The sequence below is a fragment of the Brevibacillus sp. M2.1A genome, assembly GCF_013284355.2.
GTDB lineage: Bacteria > Bacillota > Bacilli > Brevibacillales > Brevibacillaceae > Brevibacillus.
On record NZ_JABSUY020000001.1, the window covers coordinates 4741842 to 4763901 of the forward strand.

The 22060-nt window shown below is 47.6% G+C and carries 24 protein-coding genes and 2 tRNA genes; 12 read left to right on the forward strand and 14 right to left on the reverse strand.

The genetic code is table 11. The features are described from left to right. Nucleotides 1-272: 272 nt before the first annotated feature. The 4 genes from HP567_RS22540 to HP567_RS22555 form a co-directional block, all read right to left on the reverse strand. Nucleotides 273-761, reverse strand: a complete 489-nt coding sequence (locus HP567_RS22540) for a hypothetical protein (protein WP_173608334.1) — start codon at nucleotides 759-761, stop codon at nucleotides 273-275. Nucleotides 762-1706: 945 nt separating this feature from the next. After that, nucleotides 1707-1782, reverse strand: a tRNA-Val gene (locus tag HP567_RS22545). 25 nt (nucleotides 1783-1807) lie between these two features. Further along, nucleotides 1808-1884: transfer RNA gene (locus HP567_RS22550), tRNA-Ile, on the reverse strand. Nucleotides 1885-2248: 364 nt separating this feature from the next. Then, nucleotides 2249-2842 carry a phosphatidylglycerophosphatase A family protein gene (locus HP567_RS22555; protein WP_173608391.1) on the reverse strand — a complete coding sequence of 198 codons (594 nt, stop codon included), beginning with the start codon at nucleotides 2840-2842 and terminating at the stop codon, nucleotides 2249-2251. Nucleotides 2843-3019: 177 nt separating this feature from the next. On the opposite strand from HP567_RS22555, the gene HP567_RS22560 reads away from it, so the two are divergent. Then, on the forward strand, nucleotides 3020-3724 hold the full coding sequence (locus HP567_RS22560; protein WP_173608335.1) for an alpha/beta hydrolase: 705 nt from the start codon (nucleotides 3020-3022) through the stop codon (nucleotides 3722-3724). A 2-nt stretch (nucleotides 3725-3726) separates the two neighbouring features. Here HP567_RS22560 and HP567_RS22565 read toward each other — a convergent pair whose 3' ends face one another. After that, the gene (locus HP567_RS22565; protein ID WP_173608336.1) at nucleotides 3727-3885 is read right to left on the reverse strand and encodes a hypothetical protein; all 159 of its coding nucleotides are present in this window, start codon (nucleotides 3883-3885) and stop codon (nucleotides 3727-3729) included. 145 nt (nucleotides 3886-4030) lie between these two features. Here HP567_RS22565 and HP567_RS22570 point away from each other — a divergent pair, with 145 nt between their 5' ends. After that, nucleotides 4031-4540: a YjcG family protein gene (locus tag HP567_RS22570; RefSeq protein WP_173608337.1), complete on the forward strand. Its 510-nt coding sequence runs from the start codon at nucleotides 4031-4033 to the stop codon at nucleotides 4538-4540. Between the two features lie 77 nt (nucleotides 4541-4617). Continuing rightward, on the forward strand, nucleotides 4618-5073 hold the full coding sequence (locus HP567_RS22575) for a GNAT family N-acetyltransferase (protein ID WP_173608338.1): 456 nt from the start codon (nucleotides 4618-4620) through the stop codon (nucleotides 5071-5073). 106 nt (nucleotides 5074-5179) lie between these two features. Here HP567_RS22575 and HP567_RS22580 read toward each other — a convergent pair whose 3' ends face one another. Continuing rightward, the gene (locus tag HP567_RS22580; RefSeq protein WP_173608339.1) at nucleotides 5180-6079 is read right to left on the reverse strand and encodes an NAD(P)-dependent oxidoreductase; all 900 of its coding nucleotides are present in this window, start codon (nucleotides 6077-6079) and stop codon (nucleotides 5180-5182) included. 201 nt (nucleotides 6080-6280) lie between these two features. Between HP567_RS22580 and HP567_RS22585 the strand changes: the two genes are divergently transcribed. After that, complete coding sequence (locus tag HP567_RS22585) at nucleotides 6281-6796, forward strand: TetR/AcrR family transcriptional regulator (protein ID WP_173608340.1); 516 nt, start codon at nucleotides 6281-6283, stop codon at nucleotides 6794-6796. A gap of 109 nt (nucleotides 6797-6905) precedes the next feature. After that, nucleotides 6906-7328 carry a DUF3995 domain-containing protein gene (locus HP567_RS22590; protein ID WP_173608341.1) on the forward strand — a complete coding sequence of 141 codons (423 nt, stop codon included), beginning with the start codon at nucleotides 6906-6908 and terminating at the stop codon, nucleotides 7326-7328. Between the two features lie 62 nt (nucleotides 7329-7390). Here HP567_RS22590 and HP567_RS22595 read toward each other — a convergent pair whose 3' ends face one another. After that, nucleotides 7391-8236, reverse strand: coding sequence for a PHP domain-containing protein (locus HP567_RS22595; RefSeq protein ID WP_173608342.1), 846 nt, complete (start codon nucleotides 8234-8236; stop codon nucleotides 7391-7393). 107 nt (nucleotides 8237-8343) lie between these two features. Here HP567_RS22595 and HP567_RS22600 point away from each other — a divergent pair, with 107 nt between their 5' ends. Further along, entirely contained in the window at nucleotides 8344-8706 is a 363-nt protein-coding gene (locus HP567_RS22600) for a hypothetical protein (RefSeq protein WP_047068510.1), read from the forward strand. Here HP567_RS22600 and HP567_RS22605 read toward each other — a convergent pair. Continuing rightward, nucleotides 8676-9605, reverse strand: a complete 930-nt coding sequence (locus tag HP567_RS22605; RefSeq protein ID WP_173608343.1) for an MBL fold metallo-hydrolase — start codon at nucleotides 9603-9605, stop codon at nucleotides 8676-8678. The two genes, HP567_RS22600 and HP567_RS22605, sit on opposite strands and share 31 nt — an antisense overlap. A 9-nt stretch (nucleotides 9606-9614) precedes the next feature. After that, entirely contained in the window at nucleotides 9615-10337 is a 723-nt protein-coding gene (locus HP567_RS22610; RefSeq protein ID WP_173608344.1) for a YitT family protein, read from the reverse strand. A gap of 284 nt (nucleotides 10338-10621) precedes the next feature. Here HP567_RS22610 and HP567_RS22615 point away from each other — a divergent pair, with 284 nt between their 5' ends. Beyond that, nucleotides 10622-11986, forward strand: a complete 1365-nt coding sequence (locus tag HP567_RS22615; RefSeq protein WP_173608345.1) for a hemolysin family protein — start codon at nucleotides 10622-10624, stop codon at nucleotides 11984-11986. A 71-nt stretch (nucleotides 11987-12057) separates the two neighbouring features. Continuing rightward, a complete protein-coding gene (locus tag HP567_RS22620) occupies nucleotides 12058-14475 on the forward strand; it encodes a UvrD-helicase domain-containing protein (RefSeq protein WP_173608392.1) in 2418 nt (805 codons plus the stop codon). 149 nt (nucleotides 14476-14624) lie between these two features. Here the strand turns inward: HP567_RS22620 and fabI are convergent, their stop codons facing one another. The 3 genes from fabI to HP567_RS22635 all read right to left on the reverse strand — a co-directional run bounded on the left by fabI (nucleotide 14625) and on the right by HP567_RS22635 (nucleotide 16427). Continuing rightward, a complete protein-coding gene (gene fabI / locus HP567_RS22625; RefSeq protein WP_016742464.1) occupies nucleotides 14625-15398 on the reverse strand; it encodes an enoyl-ACP reductase FabI in 774 nt (257 codons plus the stop codon). 96 nt (nucleotides 15399-15494) lie between these two features. Continuing rightward, nucleotides 15495-15647 carry a hypothetical protein gene (locus tag HP567_RS22630; RefSeq protein WP_173608346.1) on the reverse strand — a complete coding sequence of 51 codons (153 nt, stop codon included), beginning with the start codon at nucleotides 15645-15647 and terminating at the stop codon, nucleotides 15495-15497. A 54-nt stretch (nucleotides 15648-15701) separates the two neighbouring features. After that, nucleotides 15702-16427, reverse strand: coding sequence for a ZIP family metal transporter (locus HP567_RS22635; RefSeq protein WP_173608347.1), 726 nt, complete (start codon nucleotides 16425-16427; stop codon nucleotides 15702-15704). Between the two features lie 232 nt (nucleotides 16428-16659). Here HP567_RS22635 and HP567_RS22640 point away from each other — a divergent pair, with 232 nt between their 5' ends. Both HP567_RS22640 and HP567_RS22645 read left to right on the forward strand, forming a co-directional pair. Further along, nucleotides 16660-17277, forward strand: a complete 618-nt coding sequence (locus tag HP567_RS22640) for a MerR family transcriptional regulator (protein WP_173608348.1) — start codon at nucleotides 16660-16662, stop codon at nucleotides 17275-17277. Between the two features lie 154 nt (nucleotides 17278-17431). Next, nucleotides 17432-18520 carry an HD-GYP domain-containing protein gene (locus tag HP567_RS22645; RefSeq protein ID WP_173608349.1) on the forward strand — a complete coding sequence of 363 codons (1089 nt, stop codon included), beginning with the start codon at nucleotides 17432-17434 and terminating at the stop codon, nucleotides 18518-18520. Nucleotides 18521-18641: 121 nt separating this feature from the next. Here the strand turns inward: HP567_RS22645 and HP567_RS22650 are convergent. Both HP567_RS22650 and HP567_RS22655 read right to left on the reverse strand, forming a co-directional pair. Next, nucleotides 18642-19972 (reverse strand): IS1182 family transposase gene (locus HP567_RS22650; RefSeq protein WP_221867259.1). Its coding sequence is split into 2 segments (ribosomal slippage): nucleotides 18642-19432 and nucleotides 19432-19972, totalling 1332 coding nucleotides; the frame shifts between segments, so codons are not numbered across the junction. A 167-nt stretch (nucleotides 19973-20139) separates the two neighbouring features. Further along, nucleotides 20140-20820 carry a TerC family protein gene (locus HP567_RS22655; protein ID WP_173612305.1) on the reverse strand — a complete coding sequence of 227 codons (681 nt, stop codon included), beginning with the start codon at nucleotides 20818-20820 and terminating at the stop codon, nucleotides 20140-20142. A gap of 86 nt (nucleotides 20821-20906) precedes the next feature. Here HP567_RS22655 and HP567_RS22660 point away from each other — a divergent pair, with 86 nt between their 5' ends. Further along, complete coding sequence (locus tag HP567_RS22660) at nucleotides 20907-21428, forward strand: hypothetical protein (RefSeq protein WP_015892281.1); 522 nt, start codon at nucleotides 20907-20909, stop codon at nucleotides 21426-21428. Nucleotides 21429-21570: 142 nt separating this feature from the next. Beyond that, the gene (locus HP567_RS22665) at nucleotides 21571-22050 is read left to right on the forward strand and encodes a chemotaxis protein CheW (protein ID WP_173612304.1); all 480 of its coding nucleotides are present in this window, start codon (nucleotides 21571-21573) and stop codon (nucleotides 22048-22050) included. The last annotated feature ends 10 nt before the right edge of the window (nucleotides 22051-22060 follow it).

Sequence of the window (22060 nt, forward strand, 5' to 3'; positions counted from 1 at the left end):
ACCTCAGAACAAGGGGAGAAGACAGATCGTTAAGATTTGTCTTTTTTCTTTGTAAACAAAAAGAAAACAGACACATGAGGCCTGCTGATTGCTAGGAATTGTTATGAGCTTTATTGTGTTTATCGTATCTATCCTTGTGGGTTATCGCTATACATAATAATAGGAGGTTTTTTAGGGAGCGACATGCTATTTGCACCAGTGGAAACAACAACTAGAAAGCAAGCTATTACCAGTGAAATTCTTGAAAGGACAGCTAAAAACTTCCTCATATGTTACCCCTCATTTCTTTTACCGAATTTAACCATATTATATACTTCATTCAATTTTTTCAGAAGTTCCAAATCCATATCTTTTTTTAATTCACAATGATGCATGTTGATCTCAACAGCCCAAGACATTATTTCTTCGATTCGATTGATTTTTCCGTAATACACAATACTTTGTAGATAAGCATCCATGCCCTCATTGAAATGACCGCGACTAACAAGGAAGGCTCCTTTGTTTTTGTAATAATTCCCTATTCCTGAAAAGTTGTAAGCATTATTAAAATCAAAAGAGAAGTTATGTTCCTCTGTGTTGATAACTTGTTCGATGGAGTTTACGTCATTAACGTAAAGCAATGCTTCTATTAGGTCGTTGACTCTATGGATTAGATTGTTCTTTGTCGCTTCCCCTACACACTCCCTGAGCAATGGTATTGCTTCCTGATAATGACCAGTCTTTGACAAGATAATTGCACGTAGATACTTGGAGCGTTCCATGATAAAACGATAGCCTAACTTTTCGTACAAGTTATCGAAATTAATAGCAAATACTCAATGGCAAGCAGATACATCTTGGTGGATATCCCAAAAAGATTGATATGATGAGTTTTTTTCATATGATTGGACTCACGATAAAATGCAAGACAGCTTAAGAACGTTATATACTACTATGAATTTCGAAGACAGCCTATCAAACAAGGAGTAGGCTGTTTTGTTTCCTCCACTGCATTACGATTTCCCGACACACGTAGGAACGCAAGCCTTTGGATCGGCAGAGCATCTATAAACATCGCAGGTGATCCTGCAATCACCAAACCCGTCCTTCGGTGTAATTGTGTGTCGTTTTGCGATTTCAATCTGATTGCCACAGACGTAGGCCAAATTTACAACTGCCTGGCCAAAGGCAGACACTTCAACTGCGCATAAAGCTGACAAGACGGAAACCTGATAGAACCTGAATTCACTTGTACACATGGCACACCTAACTAAGAATGCAAATCTCTTTCAAAGAAAAGACCACCCGTAGGCGGTCTAATCTATGCTTCAAACTTTTTCATAAATCAGAAGTAATTACTAACCATTCATCGCCTTACTGAAAAAGCAGGACTGAAAAGAATTCGATTTCACGATCTACGTCATACTCATGTCGTTATGCTTTGAAAATGCGAGAGAACAATAAACGCATAGCGGAGCGTATGGGATGGTCAAGTGTGAAGATGCTGGATCGCTACTCGCACATTACACCACACATGCAAAAGGAAACAGCGGATGCTTTCGGGGAAATGTTCTTTTCGGCACCAAATGACACCAAAAAATCTTTAGTCGAATAAAGGGCACCACTTCGGCACCAATTTGCTCTTGATCGTAAAAAAGGGAACTAGTAGGGTCGTTATAAACATAAGAAAAACCCTTGATTTCTCAAGGGTTCTAGCGTTTATATTATGGTGATCCGGACTGGGTTCGAACCAGCGACCCCCACCCTGTCAAGATGGTGCTCTCCCAACTGAGCTACCGGATCATGGGATATATGTGTGATCGTTTAATGGTGGGCCCTGTAGGACTCGAACCTACGACCAATCGGTTATGAGCCGACCGCTCTGACCAACTGAGCTAAGGGCCCGAATCGTATCGGACGTCGATCACATTTATTACTATACAGCATCGTAAAATGGATTTCAAGAGGAAATGAATAATTTCTTGTAAAAATTTTCACTCGTACCAAAAGAACACTAAGAAACCCAGTGAAATCAGGCTTGTTTTTACCTGTAAAAAGCCATTCCCCACCGCTGCTGCCCACATCCCCTACCAAAACATGGGATTCCTTGCATGATGGCATCGCATCATACATGACTGCATCAAGGCACTTAAGCTCCACCGGTGAAGAATTGGCTCCTGACAGACTTAAGGCAATCCAAGAAAGGTTACAAAAAGAAACAAGATAATTAGGTAACGATTGAAACAAACTCCATCATCCCAAACCTAACCTACCCCGCCTGCTCCGTACCTTTCCCTTTCTCCTCGACACGCAACTCGGCTTCCTGTTGCTTCAACGCCTCGCTTCGTACCAAGTCCGCCTCCTGCTCATCTCTCATCCGATGCGCCATGCGGCTAGATGCATTGGCTGCCACACTCGCCACGAGGTCGTCCAAAAATGTGTGAACGCGTCCCTCTGCCGACTTGGTATCCAGTCTTTTAATCACCCCGACCTTGTGCTTATCCAAATGTCCAAAGGTGGTAACTGCGATACTTCCATATCCAAATACGGAGCCTAGCGCCAATGTTTCGTCGCATCCGAACAGTCCTTCATCTGACGCGATAATGGATTGAAGCGGCTCAGACAAGAGGCCCTTCTCTGCTAACGTATCCAACTCAACGCCAACCAGGATGGCGTGCTGCATTTCCCTTTTTTCCAAGACCGCGTTCACGCTCTCGATGCACTGCGCCATCGTGAGATCTGGATGGTAAGGCGATTGCATGAGATAGACGATTTCTGCGATATCATCCACCGTCACTCCGCGTTCTGCCAAACGTGCGAGAGCAGCGTTTCTGACTTCGATGCTGTGTACTTGCTTCTTCATATAAGAGACAACCCCTTCCACAAATCGAGTGAAGTCGTTTCCTACCATAGTATCACACGCTGACCAAATTGCGACAATCTTTCGCCCAAAGCCTGACTCTGCACCCAAACTCTTGGGCACGCCCGCTCGCTCCTGTATAATAATGAACAGGAATATCCCAATAAGGAGGACACCGCAGTGGCCCTTGAGGAAATCATCTTGGAAAGCCGGCATTTGGGGACGCCGGAAAAGCTGATTGTCTACACACCCCAACGCTACTCGCCACTCTACTCGTATCCAGTCCTCTTCGTACAAGATGGAGAAGATTACTTGGCAATGGGCAGAATGGCTTCTTTGCTGGATCAATTGAATGGGGACAAAGAATTGCCTGATATCATCGCTGTCTTTCTCCCTGTCGAGAAAAGCAAACGGAACGACCGTTATCATCCGGATGGCAAGGAGCACATGGCCTACCGTCGCTTCCTCGCCGAAGAAGTCGTGAGCTATGTCGATACGCATTACTCCACACATCCTTTGGGCAACGCACGAACACTTCTTGGCGAATCTTTGGGCGGAGTTGTCTCTCTGTTCACGGCGCTCAACTATCCACATACGTTTGGACAAGTTGCCTGCCAGTCGATTGCCATGGACGCAAAGCTAAATCGCTTGGTAGCTGACACTGACTTTTCCGTACCGCAGACCATTTATTTGGAGATCGGGACGGAGGAAACGGCAGTAAGCACAGGGCGCGGCACATTGAATCTTCTTGCGGCCAATGAAGAGCTGCGCGAGATTTTGGGCACGAAAAAAGCCACCCTCGTTTATGAAACGTTTGAGGGTGACCATACGTGGGGCCACTGGCAGCGCAATCTACCGCGTATGCTAAAGACGCTTTACGGGTAAACTTACCGTGGCTGTTCTTCTTGCGGACCTTCATCCTTAATCGTCGATACGAGAGCATCTTCGAACTCTCCTTTTCGTATCGCAGTCAAGATCGTGAAGGTCAGCACAGACAATAGAAGCAGGACGAGAAAAATGAATGTGATCATCATAGCCGTATGCATGCAGTGCGGCACCTCCTTGCACTACACAGTCTTTCCTTTGTCGCAAGGAATATACGGACCCACGCTTAACATTACACAAATGAAGAATTTTCTGTTAAAATAAGATCTTGTAGAGCATGATAGATAGTAAGGAGGAGTGGTTCTGATGATGTACAGTATCGTAATATTCCCATCTAGCAAGGTGCAAGAAGTAGCCAACTCTTACCGGAAACGTTATGACCCGGGCTATGCTTTGGTTCCTCCATATATTCGTTTGAAGGAAGCCTTTGAGCTGGACGAAGCCAAGCTGCCTGAGCTTGTGAGCCATCTGGAGCAGGTTGCCTCCTCTACCGACAGCTTTTCGGCTCATTTCCATCGGGTATCTTCTTTCCACCCTACCACCAACGTGATCTATTTGGCTGTGCAAAACAAGGAACCATTTAACGAGTTGCATCAAAAGATTGCCAATCAGTGTGTGAATGAAAAAGAAACCTACGCATACGTACCGCATCTGACCATCGGGCGCGACCTGTCCGACGATGAGCTGCGGGATGTAACCGGCCAACTGAGTATGGCAAAAATTGACCTGAACAGCGAAATTGATCGCTTCCACTTGATTTATCAGCTCGAGGATGGCATCTGGAGCGTTTACCAGACTTTCCTTCTCAAAAAATAAACACCCTTTCCTTAACCACCAACCCTCCCTGCGAATAATCGTAGGGAGGGATATTTTCTAACAAAGGACGAATATCGATGAACCTGCAAACCTACCAGATCCAAAGAGTCACCACTGAACAAGAATTGGCGGATGCCCTGTCTGTACGCCGTGTCGTTTTCATCGAGGAACAGGAAGTACCGGAAGAGTTGGAAATCGATGAGCATGACACACTGGATGGCGAGACGATTCATTTTGTGACCTACCGCGATGGAAAGCCAGTGGGCGCAAGCCGTATCCGCACCTACGCACCAGGCGTGGGAAAAATTGAACGGGTGGCGGTTGCCAAAACAGAACGCGGTACCGGGCTGGGCCGCCAAATCATGCTTGAGATGGAAGCGCTGGCTAAACAACACGGGTATGACAGCCTGAAACTGAACGCACAGACGCAAGCCCAACGGTTTTATGAAAAGCTCGGCTATGAGCCTTTTGGCGACTTATTTGACGATGCAGGTATCGAGCATATTGCGATGGTCAAATCCATTCGCGAATAACAGAAACTGCGTGCAGCTCCATTCCCTCATTTGGAAAAACAACCTCGTTTTCGCGCTGATCATCATGCGAAGCGAGGTTGTTTTTCATTGGCACCAGAGAAAAAAATTATTTCACCAGCGGTTTCCGGATGGCCTCAATCACGCGATCCAAAGAGTCAGCACCGTAGCCCTCTGCTACTTTCTGTGTGGCCAATTCTAGCAATGGCATCAACCAATCAACGGGGATTCCCTGTTCCTGGCTGGCATGGATGATGTGTTCAAGTCCTAGTTTGTTCGTATTCAAATTGGACACATCGGTCGTGAAGTTTCCTTCATCACGGGCACGTGCGGCAACCGGGTCTGTCAAGAGCGGCGCAATCAAGTGATTTACCCAGTTGGTTGCGTATGGAAGGAACTCTGTTCCTGTTATGTTTGCCGTACTTAATAGGGCATGTGCATGCATAGAGCCATACCAAGCCCCATACATCATGGTAAGCAGCGACAAATCATAGATCAACGGAACTCCATAGTCTTCACCGAGATAGGCAGCGTTACCTCCCAACAGTTTCAATGTCGGTTCATATGCTTCAAATAGAGCCTTCGACCCACCGTAGAAAATGAGTGTTTCGGGCAGTCCAATCATTTGAGGGATAGCCATGATCGCTCCATCGAGATATTGCCCACCGCGTTCGCTTACCCACTTGGCTGTCTTGCGTGCGTCCTCCGGGGTTCCGGTGGTGAGGTTGACGATGACACGGTCTGATAATTCATTTTTCAAGGGCTCTAGTAGATCATGCATGACTTTGTAGGTCGATAAGCAAACAACAACCAAGTTGCTTGCCGAGATTGCCTCATCTACACTGCCCGCCAGCACTGCCCCCTTCTCGACTAGACCTTTGGCTCTATCTGCTGAGCGGTTCCAGACAGTCGTTGGATGACCGCCTTTTAGAAAAGCATCCGCGAGTGCTACTCCCATATGGCCAAGGCCAATAACTGTTACAGACGCGGGAATTGATGTTGTTTTCATCGATCTGACACTCCATTCCTTTTATTTTTCTCAAGCGAGATGATCAAGAGCTGCATACAAGGTCTGTTGCTCTTGATTGCGATTCTAAAGCTTTACACTAGTGTGAATGTCAATACAAAATTCAATGATTCTTGACACTTCTCACCAGGTGGAATAACATGAACTCAGAAACATACGACGCCGTATCTTGTGAGGTGAGCCATGCAATACGTACGTGAAGATTGGATTCGGGCAGGGCTCGATATGTTGGCTGAAGCAGGCATTGACGCTGTTCGCGTGGAACCCCTCGCCAGAAAACTGAAGATCAGCAAGGGTAGCTTTTATCATCACTTTCCAGATCGTCAAGCGCTTCTGGACTCCATGATCGATTATTGGCAGGAGCATGCGACGGAGCGAATCATTCGAGCGCCACACTCAGACAACATGTCGTTGGAACAGCTGTTGTCGAGCGTTTTTAGCAGCGAGCGAAAAATAGAGGCCGCCATCTACAACTGGGCGAAACAGCATCCGCCCCTATCCAAGCGTCTCGTGGAAATCGAGCAGCGCAGGATCGGCTTCGTTACCTCCTTGTATGAGAAAAAAGGGCTGGCTCCGGCCGATGCAACGGCACGTGCTCAACTCGCGTATCTCCTCTATATTGGTTGGCTCGTGCGCCGAGAGCTGGAAGCGCCTTTTGATATGTCCGTACCCTTGGATCATTTTATGAATTGGATTTGAATACCCGCTTCCTGCCTGACAGATTGTCTTGCGCAGGGATTTTTTCACCCAAAAACATACGAATGCGTATCTTTCGAAAAAAACCTTACGAATCATAGGAGGCCTTCCCATGACGCATGTTTTCACCATCTCATCTGCTATCTTCTTAGTCATCGTGTCCTTGCTGCATTTCTATTGGGCATTTGGAGGAAAATGGGGGACTGATTCCGTCATTCCCACAACAGCCGATCATTCACGCCGGACTTTTTCCCCCGGGAAAGGCGGAACGATCGTCGTAGCCTGCTTGCTGGCTTGTGCCGCTTACATTTTGCTCGCCCAAAGCGGTTACCTCCCGCCTGTATTAGCCCCTTCTTTGATTCAATGGGGATGCATTGCCTGTGCCGCTGTATTTGTCCTACGCGCTGTGGGAGACTTTACCTATATTGGCTTTTTTAAAAAAGTAAAAAATACGAAGTTTGCCCGTCAAGATACGGCATTGTATACCCCTTTATGCTTGTGGTTAGGGATATCCTTTTTGCTCGCATTGTTTTAAGCTCACAAAAAACCCTCTTCCCATAAAAAAGAAGAGGGTCGCTTCTGTTTCGTATGGATGAATTACACCTTCCGCTTCGCCGCAATCGCACGTAGCCGTTCAACAGCATCCATCGTTGCCGTATGAGAGCCGAGCATCGCATGAAACGGCTCCTCTCCACGCCAGCCATGGAAATCAGAACCGCCCGTTACAACAAGTCCGTATTGCGCTGCCCACTTGCTGTAGCGCAATTTTTGAACCTCATCGTTGTCAGGGTGATTGACTTCAATCCCGTCCAATCCGAATACAATCAACTCTTCGACCAGCTCATCATCGTCATACAGACCTGGATGAGCCAGCACCGCCACTCCGCCGGCCTCTTGGATCAGCGTGATCGCTTCCTGCGGGGTAATACGTGGAGGATTGACATAAGCCGCTCCCCCTTTGCCCAAGTACTTATCGAAGGCCTCTGCGATCGTTGAAACGACACCCAGCTCAATCAGTTCTTCTGCAATATGCGGTCGCCCGATGTTTTTGTCCGTGCCCTGCTTGCGGCGGTATACCTTTTCCAATGAAATGTCGATGCCGAGCTCCTGCAGCCTTGCGATCAGCAGTTGGTTACGCTCATGTCTTGTCTCTCGCAAACGGAAGAGTCGCTCTTCAAAAGCCGGGTCTTCATACGGGACAAAATAGCCAAGAACGTGAATATCCTGCCCCTTCCCTACGGAGCTCACTTCCACTCCCGGAATGATTTCCACGCCGATTGCGCGGGCTGCCTCCATTGCTTCTGGTATCCCCGCTACCGTGTCGTGATCCGTGATCGCCAGTGCAGCAAGTCCTGCCTCCTTCGCCAAACGTACGTTTTCCGCAGGCTCGCAGGTACCGTCTGACGCTTTTGTATGGGTATGTAAATCTGCCTTAAGTTCCATCCTCGTCCACTCCTTCTTTTCTTTATTCTACAAGTCTGAATCGGCATTGCCGTACATAGTATGAGACTAAGCTTCGATTCCCAATGGTTGAACCGAGGAGGATGTCCATGCGGTTAAAAAACAAGACCCTTACCGGTGTCGTTCAGCCACTCTCTTATGTTGACAAAATGCTGCGGCAACAAGGCTTTCATCGATCAGGCGGGGACAGTATGCCCACGTACGATGTCGTCATGTACGACTCCGCCAGCAGCAGCGCGTATTTTTTGCGCATCCCTACGAACTACACCAGCACAACGACCGGAAAAGGGGAACTGAATGTCAAACTGGGTCATCCGTATTTGGAAGCAAAGTTCTATATGAACACCTCATCCGAAGAAGTATTTTTCATTCCCAAGGCCGTCCGCGAAGCTGCAGAACATAAGCTAGCAGAAATCGCCGATTACCTTTCTGCTCCCTCGGCTCCATCCTGAACAGTTCTCCACAACCACCGATTTTGTTCAAACCGGTATACCACCCTCTTTGTTTTCTGCAGCCCGACCAAGTAACCCATAAACGCTGTCCGAAACAGGACATAACTCGAAGCATTTTCTATGGAAATGTGTAAACGCTCACACAGGAGAGCTAACGCTTCTTCTGGTGTTCTCTCCTCTACGAAAATGTCGCAGATCACCGAGAAAATCCGCTCATGCCAAGCAATATTTTTATTCACGGCATCATGAGAGGTGGTGATATATGCTCCGTGCCCAGGCAAGTATCCCTTGTAGTTGGTTGCAAGCAGTTTATGAAGACTGAGTAAGGTCTCATGCGCATCTACAAGAAACGGCAGCTTGTGCTTTTCCAAAACCTCTTCGCCTAAATAACTGTCGGCAGCGAAGCAAATCTCGTCACAGACGACGCCAACCTGTTGCCAGCTATGCCCCGGCAGAGAAAGGATAAAGAAAGGTACGCCATCTATCTCGATCCCTTCATCCAGTGGAAGGAGGTGGTCCACCCGAGAAGGCTGCGCCAGCAAAAACTTGTTTTGGAGATCCGCAAGTGGGGCTGCACCCATGTTCAAGTAAATGGGCTCAAGTATCGGATTCCGAATGATCGCCTCTTCCAGAGGTGGCGCATAGACCCTTGCTTCGGGCCAGCATCCGAGCAAGTAGGCGTTGCCACCGAAATGGTCGGCATGAGAGTGCGTTTGAATGATTGCACACAAGGGCTGGGCGATAGCGTCCAGTCCTTTTTTGATTTTTTTGGCGCTTTGGGTATCCAGACCAGAATCAATCAGGATCGCTCCACGCTCACCAATGACAAGTCCTATGTTAACATGACCGGGAAAATAGCCGACACGCTCCGTTATCATTTGAAATGCTTGTCCAGACAAAACAGTCCCTCATTTCATCCTTTTCCTATTTATTTTCTCCAAAATATCGCCTTCCCCTCCCCTGTTCCTAAATGTCGTGCCAGTGATTACATAGAGTCGTGAGGAGTGATCATCCATTTTGCGCGAAATAAGCGGGCCAATGATGGTATACGGTGGCAAAGGTCGCCCGAGCCCACTGAACATATGTGTAGTTGCCGCAACTGCGACGATTGTCAGCAAAGAGAAAATCATTCTTTCCATCCCGATCGTTTGCGTAGAACAAAGTACGATCAGCCCATCGATGAAAAAAATCAGCAAAGCAACGCGCAGCTTGTATCGTCTGGCAAGAAATTGCGCGAGCAGGTCTGTCCCGCCCGTATTCGTCTCGTAGGCAAGCATCAAGCCGACACCCATTCCGATTAAGACACCGCCAGTAATTGCGGAAAAGGAAGTTGACCATAGATTCCAACCACGCATGTCCGAGAGAATATCTATAAAGAAGGCAGAAATTAGCATGCCGTGAAAGCTGTGAAAAAACAATCGGCGATCATAAAAAAAGACGATGACATACACAGGGATGCTTATCAAAATCATTACCAACCCCGTCGGCATCTGCATGTAATATGTCGCCAACAAACCGATCCCGATCATGCCCCCTTCCATTAGGCGATGCGGAACCAAAAACAGATTGACTCCAATGCCTAGAAGCACGCTTCCTGTGAGAATCGCTACACTTTTTTGCAGCCAGTACATGTCGCTCTCCTCCTCGGACCGTGCTCGTTTATGTTTATGATCGAAAAGAAGCAGGTATGTCCAAGCATTGCCTCAGAATGCGCTCGTTCAAATCGGAACGTTTTGACTGTTCGGTTGACCTATTGGTATACTTACGAGTAACAAGAAAACCTGTGGCACGGCTCATGAATAGTATTCCATTGCAGGTTTTCGATTGAATATTTATCTCTTTTTGGTCGTACATGTACAATACCATTATCGTATCGGAGGTGAGTGCTCCACCTTTCGCACTGCGGGAGGCGGAGGTGTGCTTGGAGAGTCCGATAGGGGAGATTACGCTGAATCTGCTGCTTGTGGTTTTTTTGGTTCTTCTGAACGGCTTCTTCGTCGCAGCAGAATTCTCGTTGGTAAAAGTTCGCCAAACTCGTCTGACCCAGCTCGTCAGCGAAGGCAATAACAAAAGTGCCCGCTACGCGCAAAAAGTCACACAAGAGCTCGATGCCTATCTGTCCGCCTGCCAGCTCGGGATTACGCTGGCTTCGCTAGGTTTAGGCTGGGTTGGTGAACCTGCCGTCGCCCATTACGTCGAGCCCGTCATGGCATTTTTTCATTTCCCATCTTATTTGGTCGGTCCGACCTCACTTGCGATCGCTTTTGCTATCATCACATTTTTACATATCGTCTTCGGAGAGCTTGCTCCTAAATCTTTGGCGATCCAAAAAGCAGAGGCCACTTCCCTCTGGACAGCCGCACCGCTCATGTTTTTCTACAAGCTGAGTTATCCGCTCATCTGGTTTTTAAACGGAGCAGCCAATTTACTGATCAGACGCCTTGGAATCGAGCCCGCCACCGAAAACGAATCTGCTCATACCGAAGAGGAAATCCGCCTCCTCATGAACCAGAGTCATAAAAGTGGTCACATTGACCAGACCGAGATGGCTCTCGTCGACAATGTCTTCGTGTTTTCCGAACGTCTTGCCCGGGAAATTATGATCCCACGCATTGATATGATTTGCCTCTACGACGACAACACTTTTGATGAAAACCTCGAAATTATGAGAGAGTCTCGCCATTCGCGCTTTCCCGTCGCTCATGAGGATAAGGACAGGCTGATTGGCTTTGTGCACATCTCTGATTTTTACCTCTCTGCACTGACGACCGGAAAGGCAGAGTTAACTGATTTTCTCCGCCCATTATTGACGGTGCCCGAGTCCATGGAAATTAGCCACGTCTTGCGCTTAATGCAAAAACGCCGTTCCCAGCTTGCCATCGTGATTGACGAATACGGAGGTACAGCAGGGTTGTTAACGATGGAGGACATTTTGGAGGAAATCGTCGGTGATATTCAGGATGAGTTCGATGAAAATGAGCGCCCTGAAATTGAAGAAAGCTCTAGCAATACGCTCTCGGTTTCCGGCAAAACTCTCTTGACAGAACTGAATGATTACATATCGATTGAAGTCGTTTCCGACGAAGTCGACACCATTGCCGGATGGCTCTATAGCCAGTTAAATGAAGAGGTCGCGAAAGGCAAAACCGTCACATTCCAAGGCTATCTTTTTACGATTAGTGAACTGGAAAACCATCGCATTACACGGGTGAGCATCACGTATTTGGGAGCAGAAGATTCGTCCGCTCTTCCTGAGGATATGGTGTCGCTGCACTCCTAATCGAATACAACAACCATAATGGCAAGTGTCCCCTGCCGACAGGGGGCACTTCTTGTTTCCGAGGTGTCATGATGAACTACGCTTTACTAGACAACAAACCCATCCTGTTGCTACCTGAGAACTACAACCGCATACCGTTTTGGCGCATGGCTGCCCGGCAGGACAAGGTACGCTGTCCAGCCTGTGCATCAGCGCTTCGCCTTCATGCTGGCATCAGCTTTGAGCCGCATTTCTTCCATCCTGAGGGAGCAGAGTGCCCGCTTCTGACGGAAAATGGTCCTGCTCCTCTCGATTCGCTGCAAGCGATTAATGAGACGGCTGCCACTGCCTTTCAGGCTGTCTTGACTGCTACGGCCGAAAAGGATCACAGCGATGATAACTTGAAAGAACCACTCGCTTTCTCAACCAAGGAGCACAGCGAGGCATCCATAGACGAAGACGAAGCAAATACAACAACCATCGGCTCCTTTCGCCTTCCGAAAAAGAGAACGATTGGCTCGAGCACGACGCCTCCCCCGCCAGCTCCGAAGCCACCGGTATTCCGCAAACGCTTGATGCCGAAGAAGACCATCTCTCACATGGCTGAGCAAATGCGTGATCAATCGCTGCACCCGGGACAACAGCAAGCGGTGCACGCTACCGAGGGGCCTTTTCTCATCCTCGCTGGAGCAGGAAGTGGCAAGACGCGCGTCATGACTGCTCGCACGACTCACTTGATCTCAGAGTTGGGCGTAAAGCCGAATCAAATCATGGTTGTGACCTTTACAACCAAAGCCGCCGATGAAATCCGCCAGCGCATTGCCCGGCAGCTACCCGCTGGACAAGCACGTGAGCTGATTGCCGGTACGTTCCACAGCATCTTTTACCGAATGCTCTTGCATCACCAGCCAGAACGCTGGGATCAGCAACGCCTTTTGAAAAAGGATTGGCAAAAATGGCGGTTGATGCGCGAGACAGGCGCACTGCTCGGTCAAGACGAGCTTGCAACGTTAAAAGAAACAGAGATCACCGAAGCACTCGGCATTATCAGCCGTTGGAAAAACGAATACATCCTCCCCCAGGAGGTCGCGTACCGGGAAGCAACCAACGATGCAGAAAAGCGGGCGATCCAGCTATATCCTCTATATGAGGCCACAAAGAAAAAACATCAATGGTTTGACTTTGACGATATGCTCATTGGCTGCTATGAAATGCTGCGCGATGATTCAGGTCTCCTGCGCCGTTATCAGGAACGCATTACCTATGTGATGGTCGATGAGTTTCAGGATATCAATCGCATCCAGTATGAGACGGTCAAGCTATTAGCTGCTCCACAAAACAATTTGTGCGTCATCGGGGATGACGACCAGTCCATTTACGGGTTTCGCGGCAGTGATCCGCAGTACATCTTGGGCTTCACCAAAGACTTTCCGCAGGCATCGACATTTACGCTCGAGGTCAACTACCGTTCCCATTCCTCGATCGTCAGTCTTGGCTACTCGCTGATCGGTCACAATCGGGAGCGTTGGGCAAAGGAATGCCAGTCCTTTCATCGCGAGGAAGGCGACACGTATTTATTCGAGCCAGAGGACGAAGAAGAACAAGCTTCCCGGATCGTCGATGAAATTATCCATCGTCGCGAGCAGGGTGCCATTTTGGGTGAATGCGCCATCTTATACCGTACCAATGAATCGGCACGCCCCATTTTGGAGCGCCTGAGCGAAGCAGGGATTCCTTTTCATTACACACAAGAGGAAGATTCTTTTTACCAACGCCAGACGGTTCGCTGGTCGCTGAATTATTTGCGGCTCGCGTTAAACCCGGATGACACCGATGCGCTAAAAGAAATATTGTCGACCCTCTACATCTCAGCCGAAATGTGGAATGCCTTGCGCAGCCAAGCCATCATCGAGGACAAGCCGATTTTGCACGTTCTTCCGCATTTGGCACAGCTCAAACCGTATCAGCGCAAGCACATGCAGCAAATCAACGAGATTCTCACCGCGTGCAAAGATGTTCCACCCGCTCAGGCGCTTGAGCTCATCTATGAGGATGGCAAACTGCGCGACTATCTAAAAAAACGAGCGAAAGACCGGGAAGATGGCCGGGAACGTTGGAGCGACGAGCTGCAGCAAATACTGGCAGCTTCCAAGCGCCATGCGACGATCAGCGATTTTTTGGCTTATATCGATCAAATGGCGCGACAAGAAAAAGAGTGGCGCACGATGCGGCCACTCCCGGACGAAGCTGTTCATGTTTTAAGCATCCATCGGGCAAAAGGCCTTGAATACGACCACGTTTTCTTGCCCGATCTGGTAGAAGGCGCCCTTCCTCATGAGTACACATTGGACGAGCTGCGTAAAGGCAGCTCGGGTGCGCTCGAAGAAGAACGCCGTCTCCTATACGTCGCGATTACCCGGGCCCGTCACAGCTTGTGTATCGGTATCCCCCGGGAGCGATTCGGACGAAAGACCCGTACCTCCCGCTTCATCGCCGAGATGGGCAGGTAAGTACTGAAAGCCGCCGCCCATATAAATCAAAAACTCTTCCATGTTCGTAATCAATGGAAACATAAAAAACAGGCCCCCTTTCACGCATTTTGGGTATAGTATGCGAGAAAGCAGGGCCTGCTATTCTTTTTCGGGAATTTGACTTCTGGTTAGCCGCCCATAATGCTGTAGCCAGCATCGACGTGCAGAATTTCACCCGTGATTCCTCGGGAGAGATTGCTGAACAAGAAGAGAGCAGTGTCGCCTACTTCCGATTGGTCAATCGTGCGGCGCAATGGCGCTTTTTCCTCAATTTCTTTCAGTACGGAGTTGAAATTGCGGATTCCTTTTGCAGCAAGCGTACGGATAGGACCAGCGGAGATCGCATTGATACGAATGTTCTCTTTGCCCAGGTCGTTTGCCAAGTAACGAACAGATGCATCAAGCGCAGCTTTGGCTACACCCATTACGTTGTAGTTTTGAATCACGCGCTCACCGCCAAGGTAAGTCAAAGTCACGATGCTTCCGCCCTCTGTCATCAACGGACGAGCAGCACGAGCAACTGCTACGAGGGAGAATGCGCTAATGTCTTGTGCCAATGCGTATCCTTCGCGGGAGGTGTTAACATACTCGCCTTCGAGCTCTTCCGTTTTCGCAAACGCGATGCAATGCGCCAGGCCATGAATTACGCCCACTTTTTCTTTGATCACAGCAAATGCCGCTTCGACATCCTCATCCTTCGTGACATCGCAGTTTACCAACAACGACTCTACTCCCAATTTTTCCGTAAGTGCCGCCACGTTTTCACGCAGACGCTCCCCTTGGTACGTAAAAATCAGATTTGCTCCAGCGTTATGTAAGGATTGCGCAATTCCCCAGGCAATGCTGCGGTGGTTTGCTACGCCCATGATGACGATGTTCTTTCCTTGCAACAATGTATTCATTATGTATCTGCCCCTTTCCCAACTTATTCCCCTGCATTATAACCGATCTTGTCCACGGATACGAGTGAATAAACGAGAGAGGCAGTGTAAAAACATTTAATCGGTACTTCCAGCCTGATCAGTTAGCGCTGATAGAGCTTCAGAGGAAGCCCACGATTCCTGCAATGGATTCAAGGATGTCCCCATGACCGGGAATTCAGTCAGTAACTGCAAGTGATCTTCTGTTTGCATTTGCTCTTGATGGTTCATACTGTCAGTCCACACTCCCTTCCTTCAGACTAGACTGGCTAGGAATGGGACCTTTTATGCATGCAAGTGATTCGCGTGTAAAAAAGCTGACAAAATCAGATACACGGCCATCGCGCCAACAAAATAAACCCCGTACTGTGCCTTTTTGGTTTGTCCGATATAAGGGACGAGATGGCTAGCGGATACATATAAAAAAATACCCGTCGTCATGGCCAGCATAATGCCAGACCAATTCGGTGGAAACATTCGCTCAGCAAAACCAAAGCTGAGAGCTCCTGCAATCGTCGCGATCCCGAGGGATGTCGCCCCCCAAAATGCTTTCTTTCTCGAGTTGGTCGCCGCCAGCAAAAGTGAGGCTATGGTTACACCATCGGGAATTTTGTGCAGCAGCATCGCTACCAACACGGATACACCAACTTCTGAATCCATCCGCAAGCTCGCGACTAATGAGACGCCTTCGACAAATGCATGTAATAAAAATCCCGTCATGACCCCAATCATTCCCGTGGAGCCAAACTCTCCGCTGGACTTGCTGATTAATTCCAAGGCAAAAAGTGTCACAAAGCCAACGAGCACAAATGGCATCAGCCACAAGCTCTTGTCAGAAAAGACGTGTGGCATCAAATCTAGCAGCGTAATCGCCAGCAGCAGCCCAGCCCCTGCACTGATCATCGCAAACAATGCCTCGGATGACCAGGCACGCAGGCACAACAGCAGTCCCCCGATACTGCTCGCCAAGGCAGCAGTCAAAAGGACAATCCAGAAAACAGATTGCATCATCCGGTCCTCTCCTCACCCAACGAGCAAAAACATGCTTACTCCTTCCATATTACGCGCCTGTCCCGGTCATTATGAGCATGCAACCACATTTGACAAAATACGACGAGCTGTCCGAATCGGACGAAAGATCACTAGTTTTTAGAACCTTTGTCGATTCTCTCTTACCCGGAAAATTTTGGTGCTATAATGAGTCCACCGGGAATACCGAGAGGAAAAAAAGGAGTGATTCGGGATGGATGTACAAGTTTGGATGGCTTCAAAAGAGGTAGCTGATCGCCTTGATGTGCATGTTCGTACACTGCGTAACTGGCTGGACTTGTTCGTACCAGCTCAGGAACGTCTGAAAAATCCGCAGGGTCACTATTTGATCAGCGAAGCAGGCTTTGAACTGCTCAAGGAAGTAAAGGAAAGAAAAGACAACGGCAACAGCTCGTTAAAAGATATTCAGCGCCAACTGATAGAAGAAGGACGCCTCTCCGAGGAAATGCTCATGGAAGAAGAACTCACAGGTGCGGAAGAAACTGCCGTTACGCTCAGCGCCTCAAACAAGCTGGGAACGGGCATGCGAGAAGTGGAAATGACCGTCCACGAGACACTTGTCCAATTTCAGCAGGAGCTCACTCAGCTCTCCGCTATGAATCATATGCAATCGACCATTCTGCAAAAGATTGCGGACATTGAAGAAATGCAAGAGTCCCTCCGCTTAGAAATGCGCCGTGTCACTTTTGAACTCGATCTTATGCAACAACGCCTGACTCGTCGCAAGGAGCGCTATGTCCGCTACGAGCCTCGCTGGTCACTCAATCCATTCCGCTGGTTTACACGTTCAGATCGCGCAGCCGAGCAATAATCGTGTTTCTTCATACGGAAAAAAATGACAATTAGAAGAAGAACCTCGACAGCGGTAGTCTCCCCATGTTCTATTGTGATAAAATGGTACTATATGAACTGACTGAAAATCAGGACTATTTACATTCCACAAAAAAAGGACTGGGGCTTTCGTTGTGAGAAAATTGCATATTACTTCGGTAAAGCCGGGCGATGTCATTGCCAAGAGCGTGTTCCAAGAAAATGGGAACGTTCTGCTGGGGATCGGGGTACAACTAACTCCCCGTTACATTGAACGCCTTGTTCAATTGGGAATTGATACCCTTTACATTCAAGACAAGCATACTGAAGATATCATGCCGGAAGATGTAATCCGCGATGAGACGCGTAAAGAAGCCGTGGATGCCGTGTACAAAACGATGACCACCCTCATGGATCAGCCGCAGATCAAGCGCCGTACGTCCGCACCTGATTTCGGGAGCAGTTTTCAAAAGGTTTTTCGGGAAATCTTTCAAGACTTGAGCAGTCGCAAGGACATCTTGGTCAACTTGTCCAGTCTTCACGTTTTGGATGGTTACCTTTTTCACCACGCTGTCAATGTCGCTGTTCTGTCTGGTGTGGTAGGGATGGCCAAAGGTTACAACCAGCAGCAGATGATGGAATTGGGCATTGGTGCTCTTTTGTTCGACATCGGCATGACACAGGTTCCTAAGGAGCTCTGGACCATGCGTACCGAGTTAAGCCCCGAAGAACGCCAACGTGTCCAATACCATACCGAAGAAGGCTTCCATATTTTGCGGAATCAACATAATATCTCGGTCGTCTCCGCACACTGTGCGCTGCAACACCACGAGAGATACAATGGAACAGGATATCCTCGTCAGCTCTGTGAGAAAAATATTCACGAGTATGCACGCATCGTCGCAATCGCGGATGTTTACGATGCCTTGGTTTCCCCGCGTCCATTTCGGAAAAGCTACTCGCCGAGTGATGCTACCGAGTACTTGTTCGCTACAGGAAACACCTATTTCGACCTCGACTTGCTCAAGCTATTCCTGCAGCACGTCGCGATTTATCCAATTGCCTCTACTGTATTGCTGAGTACAGGGCATACCGGGGTCGTTTCCAAAGTGAATCCATTGGCAGTGAATCGGCCCACGATCCGTATTTTAACCAATGAAGATGGATCTGAAGTAGCCACCACCTATGAAATCGATCTCTACGATAAAGAATGGATGAGCGTAACGATCGTCAAAACCTTATAGGCTCACGACAAAGCTGAGATTCATTATTCATCTCAGTCAGACTGAAGAGAAACCCCCTTTTTGGGGGATTTCTTTTTGGTATTGTTCCAGCACGAAGTGCTGAAAAAGAGGTAGCCTGCACCTAACTTGCCTTCGCTAGGTGTAGTGCTATCTTTTTAATGTTTTGAACTGTTGCTGTCATCAATGCCTGCTCTTGGACATTTTCTCGTCCGCGTAACCTGCAATAGCGAAGCCCATGCAGTTCTTTAGCATCTGCAAAGCTTCGCTCTATGGTTTGGTATCTTAATCTATACAAATATTTCCCTGATTTACTTAAACGGTTCTGTCGAACCCATTCCTTACTCTCTTCCCAAACGTGCCTGCTTATCACCTTTTGGTGATTTTTAGATCGGGTACACTCAGCAAGCCTCGGACAAGTTTTACATGTTTCTTTATCGGACTTATATATCCTGTATCCGTTTCGATCGGTAGTCGAATAAGTAAGCTTATGTTTTTGAGGGCATACGTACACGTCAAGCTCAAGATCATATTTAAAGCGCCATTTAGAAAAAAGACCTTTAACAGGTGTAAAGGCACGATGACCGATGACAGCAAATACATTTATATCGTGAAGTGCCTTGCAGATTGGAGTAGTTAGATAACCTGCATCTAATGCAACAGCTTCAATTGAATCCTTAAAACCAAACTTCTCGATTTGGAGATTCAGCCTATCTATGTAAGGAACGGAATCATGGACATTGCCAGCAGTCACATGTACATCGGTAATAATATTGTACTTATGATCGACGGTTCGGTGATCAAGATAGAAAAAGCCTTCGGGCTTGCCGTCTCGAACCATGTAGCCACTTTCTGGATCAGTGGTGCTCACCTTGATTTCCTTTTCTTCCTTCACACCCTCTCTAGGCTTTAATCCTTTTTTCCATGTACTTCACGGTCTTCATTAATTGCTGCCTCTAAATCTTTGAGGTAGGCACGACTCGTTTTCTCGATGACATGCTTCTTAAATTTTCGTTTATTCGCATTTGCTTTAAGATGCGTGGAATCACTTATCAAGACACGTCCACCGATCATTCGATTCTGAATAGCCAAGCGCACAATTTCATCAAAAATCTCCTGAAAAACATTTGTATTTCTAAAACGAGTTCGACGATTCCAACTGATTGTTGTATGATCTGGAACTCGATCTGTTAAAGAAAGGCCAAGAAACCAACGATAGGCAATGTTGGTCTGAATTTCTTTTTCGAGCTGCCTCTCTGAGCGGATACCGTAAAGGTATCCAATGAAAATCATTTTAAATAACACAATAGGATCAATGGAAGGTCTACCGTTATCTTCGCAATAATATTGACGTACTTTTTCTCGGATGAAGGAGAAATCTATATGCTTTTGAATTACCCTTAATAAATGGTCCTCCGGGACCAATTCATCGAGGCATACAAATTCGTAATGCATTTGTGGATTTTTATCATTGGAGGAAAGCACAATTATCACCTACTGTTAAATGATATTATAAAAATAATAACACATTAACGCGGTGTCGCTTTAAAATTAAGTGAAATAAAAATGGCTGTCGACTTTCTCGACAGCCTGGCTGAGATTCATTATTCATCTCAGTTTTTTCATGCGTGGGTACGGGTTGTTTTCGTACGTTGCAAATACCCCGCAACTAAAACGAGAGCGACCAACCCAATTTTGATCACATATTCGAGCCAACTCATCCCTGCGACCCACTCACGCATCGTATTTTCCATGAGAATCATATTCGCCGCCGTCACTGCCAGGACACCTGAACCAATATAAACAAGCCATACAAAGCGCTCCATTGCCTTTAAAATGAGCTGGCTACCAAAAACCATGAGAGGCACACTGATCAAGAGGCCCAGCACGATGAGGACGACGTCGCCTTGCGCTGCCCCTGCAATAGCGAGTACATTGTCCAGTCCCATCATCACATCTGCCACAACAATCGTCTTGACCGCTTGGATCAAGTCTTCACTCGAGTTGATTGCTTCCTCTCGCTCGTCCTCGCGCAACAGGTTGTAGCTGATCCATAGCAGAATGATTCCGCCAATCAGGTACAAATACGGGATTTTCAGCAAATAAACAGCAAGAATCGTAGCGATTACGCGTACGATGATAGCAAGAAACGTTCCCCACAAAATGGCTTGTTTTCGTTGTTCGACAGGGAGCTTCCGGCAAGCGATGGCAATGACCACGGCATTATCTCCACTTAATACGAGGTTAATGGTAATGATGAGTAGCAGCGACGAAAAAAAAGCAGATTCAAACAAAGGATGCACCCTCCCTGAACTTTTTGAGCCCTACTCGCCACCCTTGTACGGTGCCCCTGATTTTTTGTATGATGGTAACGAGGAGGGTTGTCGAAATGTCGAAACAATTCGTTATAGAAGCGATCATGTTGGCTATCTACGGGGAGTTGATGGTCCCATCGCAACCAGTAGAATATCTGATACCCGCGTCGACAATCTATGAATTGGACGAATTTATCCAGAGTCCTGAACCTATCATGCCCTACTCTGCTGATGATCAGTATGTCCGGCGGATTATGAAAGAAATGAGCCAATTTTTTGCCGATCCATTCAACCGAAAACGAATGGAAAAAGGACTGATAGCCCCATGGTCCAAGGTTCCCTTTTCTTTTCCGAACGGCGTGACCCTGACGGTCGTAAAAGTAGAGGACAACGCCATGTGGGGGGAGATATTTGATCCCGTAGAGACACAGCTATTGTTGACAGCCATGAAATTCGAGGCCCCGCTTCTCACAGACCAGCCTGATTATCAGGATCGGATATTGGAATATATCGTGCCCGTTCAATTTTACGATGTGGATGATTTTGATTTCGCGCTCGAGCAAGGAATCTCTTTGAACGACCTTCGTGAACCATAATCAAGAAGACAGACCGACGAGCCTGATGCTTGTCGGTCTGTTTTAAGTCTTTGCCTTACCACAAAAAAACGTTCTGAGTAGGTTTGTCCATGGTACAATATGGGTAAAGACATGGAAAGCGGTTCGGGGAGGAATTATGCACATGGAAATGACGAAAAGAAGCAACGGTTCGGATTGGGAAGCAGAAGCTGCTGTTGAACAACAGATTTTGTTTAAAATGGGGAATGAATATTACGGACTGTCGATTTCGCTCGTACGTGAGATCATCAAGCCGCTGCCCATTACACGTTTTCCAAAATCTCCACTTTATGTCGAAGGAGTCATTGATCTGCGTGGGCGGATCTTGCCGATCATCAACTTGCGGAAAATGTTTGATTTGGAACCTATGGAAGAAACAGATGATACTCGTTTTGTTGACTTGCAGATGGATGGTTTGAACATTGGAATTATCGTGGATGCGGTCTCTGAGGTCATGAATATTCCGCAGAGCATGATCGAGCCTGCACCACCCATTATCGCTGGTGTAGAGGGCAAGTATTTGCAAGGCATTGCCCGAATGAACGACAAGCTGATCATGCTGCTTGATGTGGATGAAATTTTTGGACAGTGGAAAAAGAAGTAAGTGGCAGTGT

Coding starts and splice junctions, on each gene's coding strand:
- HP567_RS22585 (WP_173608340.1), top strand. CDS start 6,281: ATGCAATACGTACGTGAAGATTGGATTCGGGCAGGGCTCGATATGTTG.
- HP567_RS22590 (WP_173608341.1), top strand. CDS start 6,906: ATGACGCATGTTTTCACCATCTCATCTGCTATCTTCTTAGTCATCGTG.
- HP567_RS22600 (WP_047068510.1), top strand. CDS start 8,344: ATGCGGTTAAAAAACAAGACCCTTACCGGTGTCGTTCAGCCACTCTCT.
- HP567_RS22610 (WP_173608344.1), bottom strand. CDS start 10,337: ATGTACTGGCTGCAAAAAAGTGTAGCGATTCTCACAGGAAGCGTGCTT.
- HP567_RS22660 (WP_015892281.1), top strand. CDS start 20,907: ATGTCGAAACAATTCGTTATAGAAGCGATCATGTTGGCTATCTACGGG.
- HP567_RS22540 (WP_173608334.1), bottom strand. CDS start 761: ATGGAACGCTCCAAGTATCTACGTGCAATTATCTTGTCAAAGACTGGT.
- fabI (WP_016742464.1), bottom strand. CDS start 15,398: ATGAATACATTGTTGCAAGGAAAGAACATCGTCATCATGGGCGTAGCA.
- HP567_RS22595 (WP_173608342.1), bottom strand. CDS start 8,236: ATGGAACTTAAGGCAGATTTACATACCCATACAAAAGCGTCAGACGGT.
- HP567_RS22580 (WP_173608339.1), bottom strand. CDS start 6,079: ATGAAAACAACATCAATTCCCGCGTCTGTAACAGTTATTGGCCTTGGC.
- HP567_RS22665 (WP_173612304.1), top strand. CDS start 21,571: ATGGAAATGACGAAAAGAAGCAACGGTTCGGATTGGGAAGCAGAAGCT.
- HP567_RS22565 (WP_173608336.1), bottom strand. CDS start 3,885: ATGCATACGGCTATGATGATCACATTCATTTTTCTCGTCCTGCTTCTA.
- HP567_RS22555 (WP_173608391.1), bottom strand. CDS start 2,842: ATGAAGAAGCAAGTACACAGCATCGAAGTCAGAAACGCTGCTCTCGCA.
- HP567_RS22640 (WP_173608348.1), top strand. CDS start 16,660: ATGGATGTACAAGTTTGGATGGCTTCAAAAGAGGTAGCTGATCGCCTT.
- HP567_RS22575 (WP_173608338.1), top strand. CDS start 4,618: ATGAACCTGCAAACCTACCAGATCCAAAGAGTCACCACTGAACAAGAA.
- HP567_RS22620 (WP_173608392.1), top strand. CDS start 12,058: ATGAACTACGCTTTACTAGACAACAAACCCATCCTGTTGCTACCTGAG.
- HP567_RS22630 (WP_173608346.1), bottom strand. CDS start 15,647: ATGAACCATCAAGAGCAAATGCAAACAGAAGATCACTTGCAGTTACTG.
- HP567_RS22570 (WP_173608337.1), top strand. CDS start 4,031: ATGATGTACAGTATCGTAATATTCCCATCTAGCAAGGTGCAAGAAGTA.
- HP567_RS22635 (WP_173608347.1), bottom strand. CDS start 16,427: ATGATGCAATCTGTTTTCTGGATTGTCCTTTTGACTGCTGCCTTGGCG.